Origin of the sequence: Sulfuriferula sp. GW1 (assembly GCF_047300855.1) — a bacterium.
In the GTDB taxonomy this organism is placed as follows: Bacteria; Pseudomonadota; Gammaproteobacteria; order Burkholderiales; family Sulfuriferulaceae; genus Sulfuriferula.
Map to the genome: position 1 here is coordinate 707,917 of NZ_CP170197.1, position 13,729 is coordinate 721,645.

13 protein-coding genes are annotated in these 13,729 nt (G+C 58.5%); 3 read left to right on the forward strand and 10 right to left on the reverse strand.

Features of this window, described 5'->3' with window-relative positions; all coding sequences use genetic code 11:
* Nucleotides 1–7: 7 nt before the first annotated feature.
* Nucleotides 8–1,690 carry an ArnT family glycosyltransferase gene (locus ACFDAU_RS03590; RefSeq protein WP_413438656.1) on the reverse strand — a complete coding sequence of 561 codons (1,683 nt, stop codon included), beginning with the start codon at nt 1,688–1,690 and terminating at the stop codon, nt 8–10.
* A gap of 132 nt (nt 1,691–1,822) precedes the next feature.
* Nucleotides 1,823–2,719, reverse strand: coding sequence for a polysaccharide deacetylase family protein (locus tag ACFDAU_RS03595; protein WP_413438657.1), 897 nt, complete (start codon nt 2,717–2,719; stop codon nt 1,823–1,825).
* Nucleotides 2,720–3,339: 620 nt separating this feature from the next.
* On the opposite strand from ACFDAU_RS03595, the gene ACFDAU_RS03600 reads away from it, so the two are divergent.
* The gene (locus ACFDAU_RS03600; protein ID WP_413438658.1) at nt 3,340–3,714 is read left to right on the forward strand and encodes a hypothetical protein; all 375 of its coding nucleotides are present in this window, start codon (nt 3,340–3,342) and stop codon (nt 3,712–3,714) included.
* 218 nt (nt 3,715–3,932) lie between these two features.
* On the forward strand, nt 3,933–4,217 hold the full coding sequence (locus tag ACFDAU_RS03605) for a hypothetical protein (protein WP_413438659.1): 285 nt from the start codon (nt 3,933–3,935) through the stop codon (nt 4,215–4,217).
* Between the two features lie 183 nt (nt 4,218–4,400).
* Here ACFDAU_RS03605 and ACFDAU_RS03610 read toward each other — a convergent pair whose 3' ends face one another.
* The gene (locus ACFDAU_RS03610; protein ID WP_413438660.1) at nt 4,401–4,616 is read right to left on the reverse strand and encodes a DUF433 domain-containing protein; all 216 of its coding nucleotides are present in this window, start codon (nt 4,614–4,616) and stop codon (nt 4,401–4,403) included.
* A gap of 286 nt (nt 4,617–4,902) precedes the next feature.
* On the opposite strand from ACFDAU_RS03610, the gene ACFDAU_RS03615 reads away from it, so the two are divergent.
* Nucleotides 4,903–6,042 carry an IS481 family transposase gene (locus ACFDAU_RS03615; protein WP_413438661.1) on the forward strand — a complete coding sequence of 380 codons (1,140 nt, stop codon included), beginning with the start codon at nt 4,903–4,905 and terminating at the stop codon, nt 6,040–6,042.
* A gap of 413 nt (nt 6,043–6,455) precedes the next feature.
* Here ACFDAU_RS03615 and ACFDAU_RS03620 read toward each other — a convergent pair whose 3' ends face one another.
* From ACFDAU_RS03620 to ACFDAU_RS03650, 7 genes are all read right to left on the reverse strand, one after another.
* Entirely contained in the window at nt 6,456–7,499 is a 1,044-nt protein-coding gene (locus tag ACFDAU_RS03620) for a bifunctional UDP-4-keto-pentose/UDP-xylose synthase (RefSeq protein WP_413438662.1), read from the reverse strand.
* 27 nt (nt 7,500–7,526) lie between these two features.
* Nucleotides 7,527–8,447, reverse strand: a complete 921-nt coding sequence (locus ACFDAU_RS03625; RefSeq protein WP_413438663.1) for a formyltransferase — start codon at nt 8,445–8,447, stop codon at nt 7,527–7,529.
* Nucleotides 8,444–9,394: a glycosyltransferase gene (locus ACFDAU_RS03630; RefSeq protein WP_413438664.1), complete on the reverse strand. Its 951-nt coding sequence runs from the start codon at nt 9,392–9,394 to the stop codon at nt 8,444–8,446. Before ACFDAU_RS03630 ends, ACFDAU_RS03625 begins: the two co-directional genes overlap by 4 nt.
* A complete protein-coding gene (locus ACFDAU_RS03635; protein ID WP_413438665.1) occupies nt 9,391–10,515 on the reverse strand; it encodes a DegT/DnrJ/EryC1/StrS family aminotransferase in 1,125 nt (374 codons plus the stop codon). Before ACFDAU_RS03635 ends, ACFDAU_RS03630 begins: the two co-directional genes overlap by 4 nt.
* Nucleotides 10,516–10,517: 2 nt before the next feature.
* Nucleotides 10,518–10,889 (reverse strand): SMR family transporter, encoded by a 372-nt coding sequence (locus tag ACFDAU_RS03640; RefSeq protein ID WP_413438666.1) that lies wholly within the window; start codon nt 10,887–10,889, stop codon nt 10,518–10,520.
* Nucleotides 10,886–12,505, reverse strand: coding sequence for a glycosyltransferase family 39 protein (locus ACFDAU_RS03645; protein WP_413438667.1), 1,620 nt, complete (start codon nt 12,503–12,505; stop codon nt 10,886–10,888). The genes ACFDAU_RS03640 and ACFDAU_RS03645 overlap by 4 nt, the downstream gene beginning before the upstream one ends.
* Before the next feature lie 151 nt (nt 12,506–12,656).
* On the reverse strand, nt 12,657–13,676 hold the full coding sequence (locus tag ACFDAU_RS03650) for an AI-2E family transporter (protein WP_413438668.1): 1,020 nt from the start codon (nt 13,674–13,676) through the stop codon (nt 12,657–12,659).
* Nucleotides 13,677–13,729: the final 53 nt, after the last annotated feature.

Genomic DNA, 13,729 nt, shown 5'->3' on the forward strand with positions numbered 1-13,729 from the left:
GCTGGCGTCAGCGCACGAACAACCAGAAGCGCTCCTTGTTATCCCCGGGGCGTCCACCCTGCCATACTTGCCGCCAGGCCGGTGCAGGCGGGCCGGGCGGCGTACCTGCCGAACCTTCCACCAGCACTACGTCGCAATCAATGTCGGGGTGAATTTCACGGCGCAGCGTTTGCACGCCGAGAAAATAATCCAGCATGCCACGCTCGGATTCGCCCAGGCCGATGCTTTCTACACAGTTGCGCTGTACAGGCAAATACGGTTGCATTGCCACAAATACGCTGCGGTAGCTTTTGGCGTTGTCCAGCCACGGCAGCCACAGTGTGGCAAACAACAGCCAGCACAGCGTCAGTCCGGCGGCAAAACTCACAATGGCGCGCTCTTGCAGCCGCGGCAGGCCATACCAGGCGGCGAGCCAGACCAGCGTCGCCACGGCCGCGACACCGACCGCCAGCGGCAGAAACGGCATGACAAAATCGGCGGGCAACACGCGCGTAAGGAACGTCCAGTGCGGCGCTTGGCCGGTGGCGATCATGCTGCCCCAGACGCTCCAGAACAGCGCCGCCAGCGCACCGAAAAACAGCCGCGCGCCCCAATCGAGCCAGCGGCTCAGAGCTGCTGGCAGCATCGCCGCCTGCGGGGCTGCCAGCAGCGCCAGCGCCACCAGCATGGGCAGGCCGTAAGACGTGCGTGCCGAAGCTGAAGTCAGCAGCACCGTCAGATACACGCCAAAGCTGACCAGACCCAATTGCAGCGGCGCGCTGCGGCGAATCTCATGACGCCGTTGCCACACACTCGCCAGCGCCAGCAACAAGGCCGGGAAGGCGAACCACAGCAGCGTTTCCGGCCAGAACCAGGGCTCGTTGTTGGCGCCCAGTTCGGCAACCGAAAAGCCCAGATAGCGGCCGACATTATTGAGCCAGAACCACACGTAAAACTGATGCGGGTCGCGCAGATACAGGGCAATCGGCCAGATCAGCAGCCACGGCAGCGCGACCACAAACGCCACTCCCAGGCTGCGCGCGTAGGCTTTGCTGCGCCAGTTTTGAAATAACAGCGGCAGCAGCAGCGCGATTACGCCGGCCGCACCCGGCACCAGCACGCCCTTGCCGAGAAAGCCGACGCCGACGCCGACGCCTATCCAGATACCCGCCGCCAGCGGGCGGGCGCGGCTCAGGATAAAGCCGTAAATGGCGATGGAAAATCCGGCCAGCATGGGCACATCGGTGATCATGATGTGACTCTCATAGAGCAGGCCAAAGCAGCTCATCAGCACCAGCACGGCATGGCGGCCATGTCCCGTTCCCCAGGCATGTCGCGCCGTCAACCCTGCAAACAGGAAAGTGATCGCCATGAATACACCGGTGGCCAGGCGCGCGCCGTCATACAGTGGCAGCCAGCCTGAAAAACCGCGAGCCAGTGCCGCACCCAGCCAGTAATACAGCGGCGGTTTTTCCATGAAAGGCTCGCCCGCCAGGTGCGGCACGATCCAGTCATGGCGGTTCAACATTTGGTAGAGGATGTCGAAGACGTAGGTTTCATCCTGCTTCCAGGGATCGTGCCCGATCAGGCCCGGTAATACATACGCCGTTGCCAGCAGCAGAAACCAGCCCAAAGAGATAGGCAAAAGGGGGGCGATGCCCTGATTCAGCCCACTGCTGGAAAGCCGGTCAGGCTGAAGGTTTTTTGCCATGAATTTGTTCAGTTGTATTTTTATGGGCGGCAGTGCATCCGGAGAAAATGCCGGGATTGTTTTCAGCTGAATTATTTCCGGACGGGGCGGATTATAACCGGTCTGACTTACAGCTTGCTTAATCGTCCCGCATCAGCCCTGCACTGCAAGCGTGCCCGAGCGGCCGGGGATTTCTCCCTGGCGCACACGCAGGCGCGGCAAGGCGGCCACATCCAGCGCTGCAAAATAATCTGCCATCGAAACCAGCGTGTAGCCCTGGCGTTGCCAGCCGGTAAGCAGGCGTTCGAACGCGGGCGAGAGTTTCATGCCTTCGAGTTCGGCGTGCAGGGTGTAGACATGGCCGGTAGGTGAATTGGCCTGGGTCATGGTCAGCACGGCGTCGGCGACATTTTCGGTATTCACGCCATCTGCGCCAATCAGTTCATCCAGCGTGGGCAACGTAGTGGGGAGCTGCGGGCAACTGGTTTGACCATTCGCCAGCAGCGGGATGAAAGGATGGGTGCCGCGCGAATCGGAACAATACGCCATGCCCCATTGCTGTTCCTGCACAAACGCAGCGTCGTTCATCTGCCAGCCTGCCGCACCGTGGGTAGGAGCGGGCTGGCCGAAGATTTCCGTGTAACGCTGCATCGCGCGCGCCATTTCGCGCTGCGTCCACGCGGCGTCCTTGCCCGCCACATAATCCTGCCATTTGACGTGGTCGTAGGTATGAATGCCGGTCTCGAAACCGGCATCGCGCACGCTGCGCAATATGTCGGCGCACTCGCGGCCGATGTCCGGACCCGGCAGCAGCGTGCCGTAGAGCAGGGTCTTCAGGCCGTAGTGCTCCAGCACCGAAGTGCGCGACACCTTTTTCATGAAGCCGGGGCGGAACGCCCGGCGCAGCGCCCGTCCCGTATGGTCGGGGCCAAGGCTGAACAGAAAAGTCGCGCCGGCCTGATGGGCTTGCAGCATCCGCACCAGTTGCGGTACGCCTTCGCGGGTGCCGCGGTAGGTGTCGACGTCAATTTTCAGGGCAAGCAGGCGCACGGGTTAATCCATTTAACACAAGGTTGAAAATTTCGGGTGCAACAAACGCGCGATTGTACCGCATGAGTGACGCTGCACATTATCCCCTCTGCAGCGCCTCGAATGGCGGGGAAAATCGGGGGTAGTCGGCGAGGACTGTCTGAGCGCGCAGCGCGAGTTCCGCAGCCGCCCGATTTTTGCGACCATTCGAGGGGAGCCCGCAGGGCCGGTGCAGTGGGGTGCCATTCTCTTTGGTTACTTTCTCTTGGGCAAGCAAGAGAAAGTGACTTGCCGCCGGGCAATCCCGGCCAATCACACGCCGAATAGGCGTCACGTGTGCGAAATTCAGGATAACAAGATGTGACCCCTATGATTCTCTCGCTGCCGGGCGACTCCCGGCAAGCTATTGGCGCGCTGTGTTCGGAACAGATAGTTTAAGTTCGGGCCGCGCAGGCAAAAGAAAAATTTGTTTTTACTCTAAATATTTCTCTGGCATTGCCCGATAAAGTAAATAACGGCAGATCGGTGATCTCGACTTATCCAAGGTGGATCAAAGCAGAATTGAGCAGAGGTCATTTTAACTTTGGGTGTTTTCGGTAGTGGCGGTGCTGTTCTTATTTCGATATCCAAAGGAGAAAAACTTGAAAAAATTTGCTTTTTGCACGGTAGCGATTGTGCTTAGCACGTTGATTTCCTCAACATATGCACTCGCGCAGGGTGGAATGACCGTGAAATGGACTAAGGAAGTGGGAAGTATCGTCAAGTTGCTACGCGTCGAAGCAGGGGAGCCTGCTGGCGGTTTTCGCCTTGTAACATTTACTTATGAGGCAGTGAGACCTTGCGGGCAGCTATCGGTATATGGGCATGGCTATTCAAAAGACGACGTGCAACTTCCCTTGTTCAGTCTAGGTGTCAACAAAGTGAATGTATCGCCAGGTCAAAAGTTTCGAGACCAGGCAGTAGTGACATACGAGCCAGGACATTACCTGGTTCTCGACAAAGCACATTGTTTCTAATTGCTAGGATGGAGTACTGGGTCAGATATCAATACTGGAAGGATGGGAAATGGGGCTAGGGTTTGTCTTTCGTTGGTACTGCAGGCGAGACAAAAAGGCAATATCTGACACGATTGATGTACATTGATTGTGTGTATCGATTTCTAAGAGGGGGTGGCGAAGCGAGCTTCCGTCTCTCGAATTCAAAATTAGTATGTGGCGAAAAGGAGAGAAAAAATATGAATAATTTGGTATGTCCTCACTGCCGGGGAACCGTTCCACGCGGTGCATCCGTTTGTCGTGGTTGCCAAGCAGAAATTGAGTACGGTGCACCTTCGTTCGCATTTCTGGTGGCAATCATAGTGAGTGTGGTTTTAGGGTTCAAAACATCAGGAGCGGTCCCTGAGAGGTTGTCATTTCTCGGCTGGGTTGTCGGAATAGGCTGTTTTATTGCTGCGAATGTGCTGATGGGAAAGGTGTTTGGGAATAGGGTTAATTTCAAACGTATCTATCGCACAAAATAGCCAAGCCATAGCTGTTCGCAAGGTTTACATCTTGCGCGGGAGTTAGGTACCAGGTCTTGCCTCTTGCTGTCACTCGCTTCGAGCATATTAACATCGAGTACATGTATTGCCTTATGCCCCAGCGCGGTCAACTTTCTGGCCGGTGCGGGCGGCAGCTGCGCATCGACCAGAAAGCGAGGCACGTCAGGCGGCTATCAGGACGGGGTGGTCGAATTGGCGCGCGGCGTACAGCAGCACTGCGGTAATGTCTTCCGCTTCGAGGTAAGGATAATCCGTCAGTATCTGTTCGCGGCTTTCACCTGCAGCAAGCAATTCAAGTATGTCGCTGACGCGTATGCGCATGCCACGAATGCAGGGGCGACCTCCGCATTGATCGGGGTTGACGGTAATTCTTTCCATTGGAATTTTTTCCATTCTGAATTTCCCCAATCAGACTAATTCCGCGAGTCTAAAACACACCTCTTCGGGACGCAATCAAGACGTTTGTTTTACACACACGCCGTCATAATGGCCACATCTTGTAATGATGCATTTCGCAAATGTAATACCAATTCAGCGCGTGATTGGCCGGGGTTGCCCGGCGGCAAGTTCTTTCTTTGCTCGTGTGTACAGACCGGGCACATAGATGACAGGTGTACGAGGACATAGGTGACACTTCTGCATAAACGTTTTATGTGGAGGAACCATGCCCTGGGAGACCAAAGACATCATGAGCCTGAGAGAAGAATTTGTTTGCCTGGCTAAGCAGGAAGGCGCCAATCGTCGAGAGCTGTGTCGCCGCTTCGGGATCAGCCCCCAAACGGCCTATAAATGGCTGGCCCGGTTTTCAGAGGAAGGGGTGTCTGGACTGGCGGACCGATCCCGTCGTCCGAATCATAGCCCCACCCTTACGGCTGCCGATGTGCAGGCGGCCGTAGTCGATCTGCGGACCCAGCATCCGGCTTGGGGCGGACGCAAGATCAGCCGTCGCTTGCAGGACCTGGGCCTGGATTCCGTGGCGCCCAGCACGGTCAGTACCATCCTGCACCGGCATGGAATGATTTCCCCTCCGACAGAGGGCAGGCAGGCCTGGCAGCGGTTTGAACACGAATCGCCGAACGCGCTCTGGCAAACCGATTTCAAAGGCTACTTTGACGCCCTGCGCGGCCGATGTTGGCCCCTGACGGTGCTCGATGATCACTCGCGCTACAACCTGTTGCTGCAAGCCTGTGGCAACACCCGATCGGACACGGTGCAGACCCACCTGGAAGCTGCTTTTCGTCATTATGGGCTGCCTGCCCGCATGAACTTCGATAATGGTGCCCCCTGGGGATCGCCGGGTCAGCCGGGACAGGTCACTGGGTTGGGCTTGTGGTTGATTCGCTTGGGCATCCGCATCAGTTATAGTCGCCCCTATCACCCCCAAACCAACGGCAAGGACGAACGGTTCCATCGCTCGCTCAAGGTCGAAGTCCTCAACGGCCGCAGCTTTGACGATCTTGAGCATGCCCAATCTGCTTTTGACCGCTGGCGCCATGTCTACAATCACGAGCGGCCTCATGAAGGCATTCAAATGCAGACCCCGATCAGCCGTTATCAGCCCAGTCCCCGTGCCTTTCCGGACACCCTGCCAGCGCTCGAATATGGCCTTGACGACCAAATCGTAAGGGTAAAGTGGAACGGAGAACTTCGCTTCCAGGGCCATAAGTTCAAGGTATCAAGCGCCCTCCACGGACACGATGTCGCGATCCGACCGCGTCCCAAGGAAGATGGGGTCTTCGATGTATTCTTTGCCCATCACCGCTGTTACACCATTGACCTTAACCCGACATCTGCGGCAAGCTAATGTGTCCACCATGTCTTCGCACAGCTGTCAGCCATCTCTCCGGTCTATACACTCGTGCAAAGAAATGAACCAAAGAAAGCACGCCCCACCTTGCAGGCCTTCGGCTTCCCCCTGGCATCAGGTCAAAAACCGGCCGGGACGGGAACTCGCCTGCGGCTCAAACAGCCGCCCCGCCTGATCGGTTTTTGACCTGATGCCAGGGGCTGCTGCAGAGGGGGGAATGCGCCGCACGATTTACCGGCCGGACGAACCTTCAAGCATGCCCAACCCACATACGAACCAACTTTAACCCGCGTAGGGCGCAATCGTTATTGCGCCGAATGGACGCCGCATCCGGTGCAATGCGCTTCGCTTATTGGCACCCTACTTAGACCTTACGCAAACCGGGCAAACCCGCCCACGAAACCTCTGCCTTAATTCACCAAATCACGCGCCGCTGCGACCTGATCCTTATACGCATCGAATACGTGCTTCAACGCCTGTTCCATGGTGTACTCGGGCTTCCAGTCCAGGTCTTTCATGGTGTTTTCGATTTTCGGCACGCGGTTCTGCACGTCCTGATAGCCTTTGCCGTAGTAGGCGGCGGAGGTGGTTTCCACCATCTTCACCTTGGCGGCGTTGTCGCGGTATTCGGGGTAGGATTTGGCCAGTTCCAACATCATGGTCGCCAGTTCCTTGACCGAGAAATTATTGGTCGGGTTGCCGATGTTGTAGATCTGGCCGTTGGCGACGCCGTCTTTGTTGTCGATGATTTTCATCAGCGCGGAAATGCCGTCGGCGACGTAGGTGAACGCACGTTTCTGGTTGCCGCCGTCGACCAGCTTGATGTCTTCGCCGCGCACGATGTGGCCCAGGAACTGGGTGATGACGCGCGAGCTGCCTTCCTTGGGGGTGTGGATGCTGTCCAGCCCGGCGCCGATCCAGTTGAACGGACGGAACAGGGTGAACTCGAGCACGCCTTGCATGCCGTAGGCCCAGATGATGCGGTCCATGAGTTGCTTGGAGCAGGAGTAAATCCAGCGCGGCTTGTTGATCGGGCCGAGTATCAGCTCGGAGTTTTCCGGGTCGAATTCGGTGTCATGACACATGCCGTAGACTTCCGAGGTGGACGGGAACAGCACGCGCGTGCCGTATTTGACGCACTGGCGCACGATCGGCAGGTTGGCTTCGAAATCCAGTTCGAACACTTTCAGCGGGTCGGTCACGTAGGTGGCCGGGGTGGCGATGGCGACCAGCGGCAGCACCACATCGCACTTGCGGACGTGGTATTCGATCCATTCCTTGTTGATGGTGATGTCGCCCTCGAAGAAATGGAAGCGCTCGTTGCCGGCGAACTCGGCGACGCGGTCGCGGTTCATGTCCATGCCGTAGACTTCCCAGTCGGTGGTCTCCAGGATGCGCTTGGACAGGTGATGACCGATGAAACCGTTGACGCCGAGGATAAGGATTTTTTTCATGAATAGGCTCGTTTAAAAGTTGAAAATTTATATTAGGGGGATTGAATGGCGACCATAATGCTGGACAAAATCGGCTGGCGCAATGATCTGTCCGTCCAGTTCCAGTTCAAGAATGCGCAGCATGCCGCCATCGCCGCAAACAGCATGAAACGCTTTACCGTCACAAAGTAAAGCGGGTGAGGCGACAGCAGCTTGCGTACCAACTACCCGGCTGCGTAACAAGCGTGCCGGTTTTCCAGCCAGCGTGGTATGGGCCCCGGGATAGGGGGGTGCAACGGCCCGGATCAGGTTGTGGATGCTTTGCGCCGGTTGTGACCAGTCTATACGTCCGTGTTCAGGACGGCGTGCGCCGAAATAGCTGCCTTGGGTCAAATCCTGAGCCGAGGCGGTAGCTGTACCGGAAATCAGGTCAGGCAAGGCGCGGTGCAGGGTTACTTCCGCCGCACAAGTAAGCTTGCGCATCACTTCGGCGGCGGTGTCGTCACGCAGGATGGGCACCGCCTGTCGATCCACGATCTGTCCGGCGTCGGGCTTTTCGGTCATGTAATGCAGGGTCGCGCCGGTTTCGCGTTCGCCATGAATGATTGCCCAGTTCACCGGTACGCGGCCCCGGTATTGCGGCAGCAGCGAACCGTGCATATTCAGCGCGCCACGTTTGGGCAGCGCCAGCAACGGTGCCTTGAGCATCAGCTTGTAGTAGAACGAGAACAGGAAATCCGGTGCCAGCGCACGGATTTTTTCCACGAATTCCGGCGTATTGGGGTCGTCGGGTGTGACGGTGGGGATATCGTAACGCGCGGCGAGTTGCGCCACGCTGTCGAACCAGATGATGTCGCCCGGCGCGTCGGTGTGAGTCACCACCAGCGCCACTTCCACACCCGCGTCGAGCAGCACCGACAGGCAGCGCACGCCGACATCATGGTAGGCAAACACCACGGCGCGGGTCACGGTTGGTCTGCCCCTGTCTGCTCCAGCACGGCTTCAATCAGATAGCGCGGACGCTGGCGCACCTGCTGGTAAATGCGCCCGGTGTATTCGCCCAGCAGGCCGATGCCGAACAGCACCACGCCAAGCAGGAAAAATACAATCGCAAACAGGGTGAACACGCCGTCCACTTCCGGCCCCAGAAAGATGCGACGCAGGCCCAGATAGACCACCAGCAGCCCGGACAGCAGCGACAACACCAGCCCGACCATCGAGAATATTTGCAGCGGCACCAGCGAAAAGCCGGTCACCAGATCGAAATTGAGGCGGATCAGCTTGTACAGCGAGTATTTCGATTCGCCTGCCGCGCGCTCCTCATGCGCGACCTGCACCTCGCCGGGATTGCGCGCGTAGGTATAGGCCAGCGCCGGGATGAAGGTATTGACCTCGTGACTATTGTTGATGGCGGCAATCACCTCGCGACTGTAGGCGCGCAGCATGCAGCCCTGATCCGACATCACCACGTGGGTGATGCGCTCGCGCAGGCGGTTCATCGCCCACGAGGCATGACGCCGCCACGACGAATCCTGGCGCTGCTGGCGCACGCCGCCGACGTAGTCGTAGCCTTCGTCCATGCGCGCCAGCAGCTTGCCGATTTCCTCCGGCGGGTTTTGCAGGTCGGCGTCCAAAGTCACCACACGCTCGCCGCGGCAACGCGAGAACCCAGCCATGATCGCCATGTGCTGGCCGAAGTTGCCGGCCAGCAGCACGACGCGCGTCACGTCCGGGCGGCGCCCGAACTGCTCGCGCAGCATGGCGGCGGAACGGTCGCGGCTGCCGTCGTTGATGAAGATGATTTCGTAACTCAGATTCAGCGCGTCCAGCGCCGGGTACAGGCGCGCGAACAGCACGTCGAGGCCGGCCTCCTCGTTGTATACCGGGATGACCACGGATAACTGCAGCGCGCTCATTGCATCACCTCGTTCAACACTTCGGCACAGGCAGCGCATACGCGTTCGACGTCGGCCTCGGACATGGCCGGGAACAATGGCAGCGTGGCAATGCCGGCGCCCACGCGCTCGGCATGCGGGAACTGGCCAGCGCTAAAACCAAGCTCGCGATAGAGCTGGAACAGGTGAATGGGCGGGTAGTGCACGCCGATGCCGATATCACGGGCTTTCATGCGCGCGATGAATTCGCCGCGCGCGATGCTCATGCGCTCCAGCGGCAGCACGATCTGGAACATGTGCCAGTTGGAATCGGTGAAGTTTTCCGGCGGCAGCTCGCAGCCGAGGCTGCGGTCAAAATGATCGAAATAATGCCGTGCCAGCTCGCGCCGGCGCGCCGTGAATGCATCCAGATGGCGCAGCTGACCGAGGCCGATGGCGGCGGCGATATCGGTGAGGTTGAATTTTCCGCCGGCCACGTCCACCTCCATGCTGCCGTCGGGCTGGCGCACCACACCTTGCAGGCGCAGTTTTTCACACAGGCCGGTAAGGCTGGCGTCGGGGAGTACCAGGCAGCCGCCTTCGCCGGTGGTGATGTTCTTGTTGGCATGGAAGCTGAAGGCCACCAGATCGCCGAAACTGCCGATCGCACGCCCCTTCCAGGTCGCCCCGAACGACTGCGCGGCGTCTTCAATGATGCGCAAGTTGTACTGCTTGGCAATGGTGTAGAGACGGTCGCGATCCACAGGCAGCCCGGCCAGATCCACCGCGATGATGGCGCGGGTGCGTGGGGTGATCGCAGCTTCAATCCGGTCCAGGTCGATATTGCGGGTGACCGGGTCGATGTCGACAAATACCGGCTTCGCGCCCGCCAGCACCACCACGTTGGCGGTCGCCACCCACGACAGCGGCGTGGTGATGACCTCGTCGCCGGGCTGGATGTCGATCAGACGCAGGGCAATCTCCAGCGCAGCGGTGCCGGAATTGAGGCTGCGCACCACGCGCCCGTTCATCAGCGCGGAGAGCTGTGCCTCGAACGCCTGCACCTTGGGTCCGCTGGTAAGCCAGCCGGAACGCAGTACGTCGCCGACCTCGGCGATGGTTTGCTCGTCCAGTGACGGGCGGGTAAAGGGTAAGAAATCCATGTTCAGGTTCTAGCCAGCAAAAATACGCCAAAAATAATCACGCCGATGCCGACCAGGCGTTCCACGGTCAGTGCCTCGCCAAACAGCCACCAGGCCGCCAGCGCGTTGACCACATAACCGATCGACAGCATCGGGTAGGCCAGGCTGACTTCGACGCGCGACAGCGCCATGATCCACACCACCACGCTGATCACATAACAGGTCAGGCCGCCCAGGATATGCGGCTCGGTGGCGAGTTTGATCCCGACCGGCAGCAGATTATTGGCGCTGAAGGAAAATGCGCCAATGCTGTTGGTGCCGGCTTTCAGCAGCAATTGGGCGCAGGCGTTGAGCAGCACGCCGGTCAGAATCAACATCCAGCTGACCGCGCTCATGGTGTGGTCACCACCACACGACGTGTGTCGCGTGCTATCAAGCGCATCGGCAGTTTTTCCTGCACGAACTGGTCATAAGTTGACGGCGACATCACCGCCAGCGCATAAGCTTGTTGTACCCAGATTTTTTTCCACGCTTCCACGGTCGGTATCCATTTGTTGGGTTCCTGTTCCAGCCCGAATGCCATTTCATCGGTGTGCGCCACCAATGTGACAGTGCGATCAATGTATGGCGGCAGCGTTTGCTCGTACATTCCCACACTATAAAACGGTACGCCCGGTTTGAGGTAGGGCTTGATTTGCTGGGCGATATTGTAGGCCGAACTGGCCGGAGAGAGTTCGTTATAACCCATGAATGTCAGTTGCGCCGTAAGCATGCCGGCCAGCGCCAGCGCAATCACCGCAGGACGCACCCGCTCGCGATGCGAGAACCATAACGCCAGCAGCGTGCCGATCAGCCAGCTGACCGCCGCCGCCTGAATCCAGGGAACGAAGTGGGCATATAAAGCAGCCGGCACCTCGGCGCTGCCGGCACGCACAGACATGGGCGCGAATACCAGGGCAGCCAGTGCAATCGGCAACATGATGAGGAGTTGCCGGAACAGCGTCTTGCCGGATATGCGGCTGAGCCGATCTCCCATCAGCAGCGCCAGCGCCGGAAAGATGGGCAGGATGTACGGAACCAGCTTGGAATCGGATTTGGAAAAAAACAGGAAGATGAACACCACCCAGATCAGCAGCATGCGGCGCGGCGCAAACTGGCCGCGTGCGGGGGCCTCGCTGCGCCAGGCACGCCAGAGGCTGTCGAACATCGGGAACAACCAGGGCAGGATGCCCAGCATCACCACCGGAATAAAGGTGTACCAGGGATGGACGCGGCCGTGAATCGTGGTCAGAAAGCGCAGAATCTGCTCGTGCACGAAAAAGAACCACGGAAACTCCGGGTTGTCGATGGATACGGTAATGAGCCAGGGCGCTGCGACGGCCACAAAAATCAGCAGCCCCACACCCAGATGCAGGCGCTTCCATAACGCCCAGTCGCGCTGGATCAGGCTGTACAACAACAGCACCGTGCCCGGCAACGCGATGCCCATCAGGCCTTTGCTGAGCATGGACAAGCCCATTGCAGCCCAGCAAACGTACATCCAGTTGCGATTTTCCTTAGTGCTCGCCCCGTCGCGTTGCGCCAGCAGCATGGCGACCAGCGTCAGTTCCATGAAGAACGTGACGCCCATGTCGAGGATGTTGATATGGCCCAGCATCACATAGAGAAAGCTGCTGCCCAGCACCAGCGCACCCATCAGCCCCGCCTCGCGCCCGAACAGGCGCATGCCGGTGTAATACACCAGCACAATGCCGAGGAAACCGGTCAGTGCCGACCACAGCCGGGCGGTCCAGTTATGCTCGCCGAACAGGGTGAAAGCGGTGGCCGTGGCCCAGTATTGCAGTGCCGGTTTTTCAAAATACTTGATTCCGTTCAGGCGCGGCGTGTTCCAGTCGCCGGTGGCCACCATCTCGCGCGGAATTTCCGCATAGCGGCCCTCGTCGGGTCGAATCAGCGCGTTGTAATCGAGGGGAGCGAACCAGGTGAACGCCGCAACTATCAGCAGCAACAAAAGCCAGGCGCGTGACAAAGGGGGATGGGCAGTGTTCAAGTAGGGATGTGTGGTTGGTTGGTAGGCGAACCGGATTATATCAAACCCGACTTACTGGCTGCTTAAGCGTTTATTCGGTATCCGGGACCCGGGGTGATTTTGTCGGAACCGATTACACCAGGCCACGCGCCGACAATTCGTTTTTAAGATAAGCATAATAAATCGGTCCCGCTACCAGACCCGGCAGGCCGAATGCTGCTTCCATCAATAACATGGCCGCCAGCAGTTCCCAGGCGCGGGCGCTGATCTGGCTGCCGACAATGCGCGCGTTGAGGAAATATTCCAGTTTGTGGATGATGATCAGAAAGACCAGAGAGCCGATTGCCACACCCAGTGACTGGCTCAGGCTCACCACTACGATGATGGTGTTGGAAATCAGATTGCCGATGACTGGCAGCAGGCCGGCGATGAAAGTGACTGCGATCATGGTTTTGGTCAGCGGCAGGTGGATCCCTGCCAGCGGCAGAATCAGCACCAGATAGATGGCCGTGAACGTTGCATTGATCGCGGCAATGCGTACCTGGGCGAACACGATGCGGCGGAACGCCAGGCCGAGCCGGCTGATACGTTCCGTGAGCGCGCGCGCAAACGGTTTGTAATCTTCCACGGCCACCACTTCGCGCAGCGCCACCAGGCCTCCTATGATCATCCCTATCAGAATGTGCGCGATCAAACGACCGGCTTCTTTTCCTGCCAGCTGCAATGCGGCGGCATGGGTACGCAACCACTCGGAGGCGACGAGCTTGAATGTTTCGGCATCTGCCGGCAACCGTTCAAGCACCCAGGCGGGCAGGATCTTGCGTGAATCCTCAATAATTTGCGCCATTTTTGAAAACAGCATAGGCAGACTGCCGGAATCGGAACGGAAAAAGGCGATGAGCCCCACGCACACCAGCGTCAACAGGCTGATCACGGCAAATGACAGGAGCGCCACCGCAATAATCTTGGCACGCTGGCCGGGCAAGTGGCGCGCAATCCATGGCGAGATCAGGTGCACCAATTCGAACACCAGCAGCCCGGCGAGCAGCGCAGGCAGCAAGTGAAACACCAATACAAACAGCAGCACGAGCGCTGTCGCCAACCATGCGGCTATTTCACAAGCAGTGGGACGTGAAGTTCGGGCATCATCCATAGCTAGGCAGTTTGTTTTTTATGATGGGTACAGTTTAACCGGTTTGCTGGAGT

Excerpts from the sequence above, each read along its gene's own strand:
- ACFDAU_RS03590 (WP_413438656.1), bottom strand. The coding sequence starts at position 1,690 with ATGGCAAAAAACCTTCAGCCTGACCGGCTTTCCAGCAGTGGGCTGAAT.
- ACFDAU_RS03605 (WP_413438659.1), top strand. The coding sequence starts at position 3,933 with ATGAATAATTTGGTATGTCCTCACTGCCGGGGAACCGTTCCACGCGGT.
- ACFDAU_RS03610 (WP_413438660.1), bottom strand. The coding sequence starts at position 4,616 with ATGGAAAGAATTACCGTCAACCCCGATCAATGCGGAGGTCGCCCCTGC.
- ACFDAU_RS03615 (WP_413438661.1), top strand. The coding sequence starts at position 4,903 with ATGCCCTGGGAGACCAAAGACATCATGAGCCTGAGAGAAGAATTTGTT.
- ACFDAU_RS03620 (WP_413438662.1), bottom strand. The coding sequence starts at position 7,499 with ATGAAAAAAATCCTTATCCTCGGCGTCAACGGTTTCATCGGTCATCAC.
- ACFDAU_RS03630 (WP_413438664.1), bottom strand. The coding sequence starts at position 9,394 with ATGAGCGCGCTGCAGTTATCCGTGGTCATCCCGGTATACAACGAGGAG.
- ACFDAU_RS03635 (WP_413438665.1), bottom strand. The coding sequence starts at position 10,515 with ATGGATTTCTTACCCTTTACCCGCCCGTCACTGGACGAGCAAACCATC.
- ACFDAU_RS03640 (WP_413438666.1), bottom strand. The coding sequence starts at position 10,889 with ATGAGCGCGGTCAGCTGGATGTTGATTCTGACCGGCGTGCTGCTCAAC.
- ACFDAU_RS03650 (WP_413438668.1), bottom strand. The coding sequence starts at position 13,676 with ATGGATGATGCCCGAACTTCACGTCCCACTGCTTGTGAAATAGCCGCA.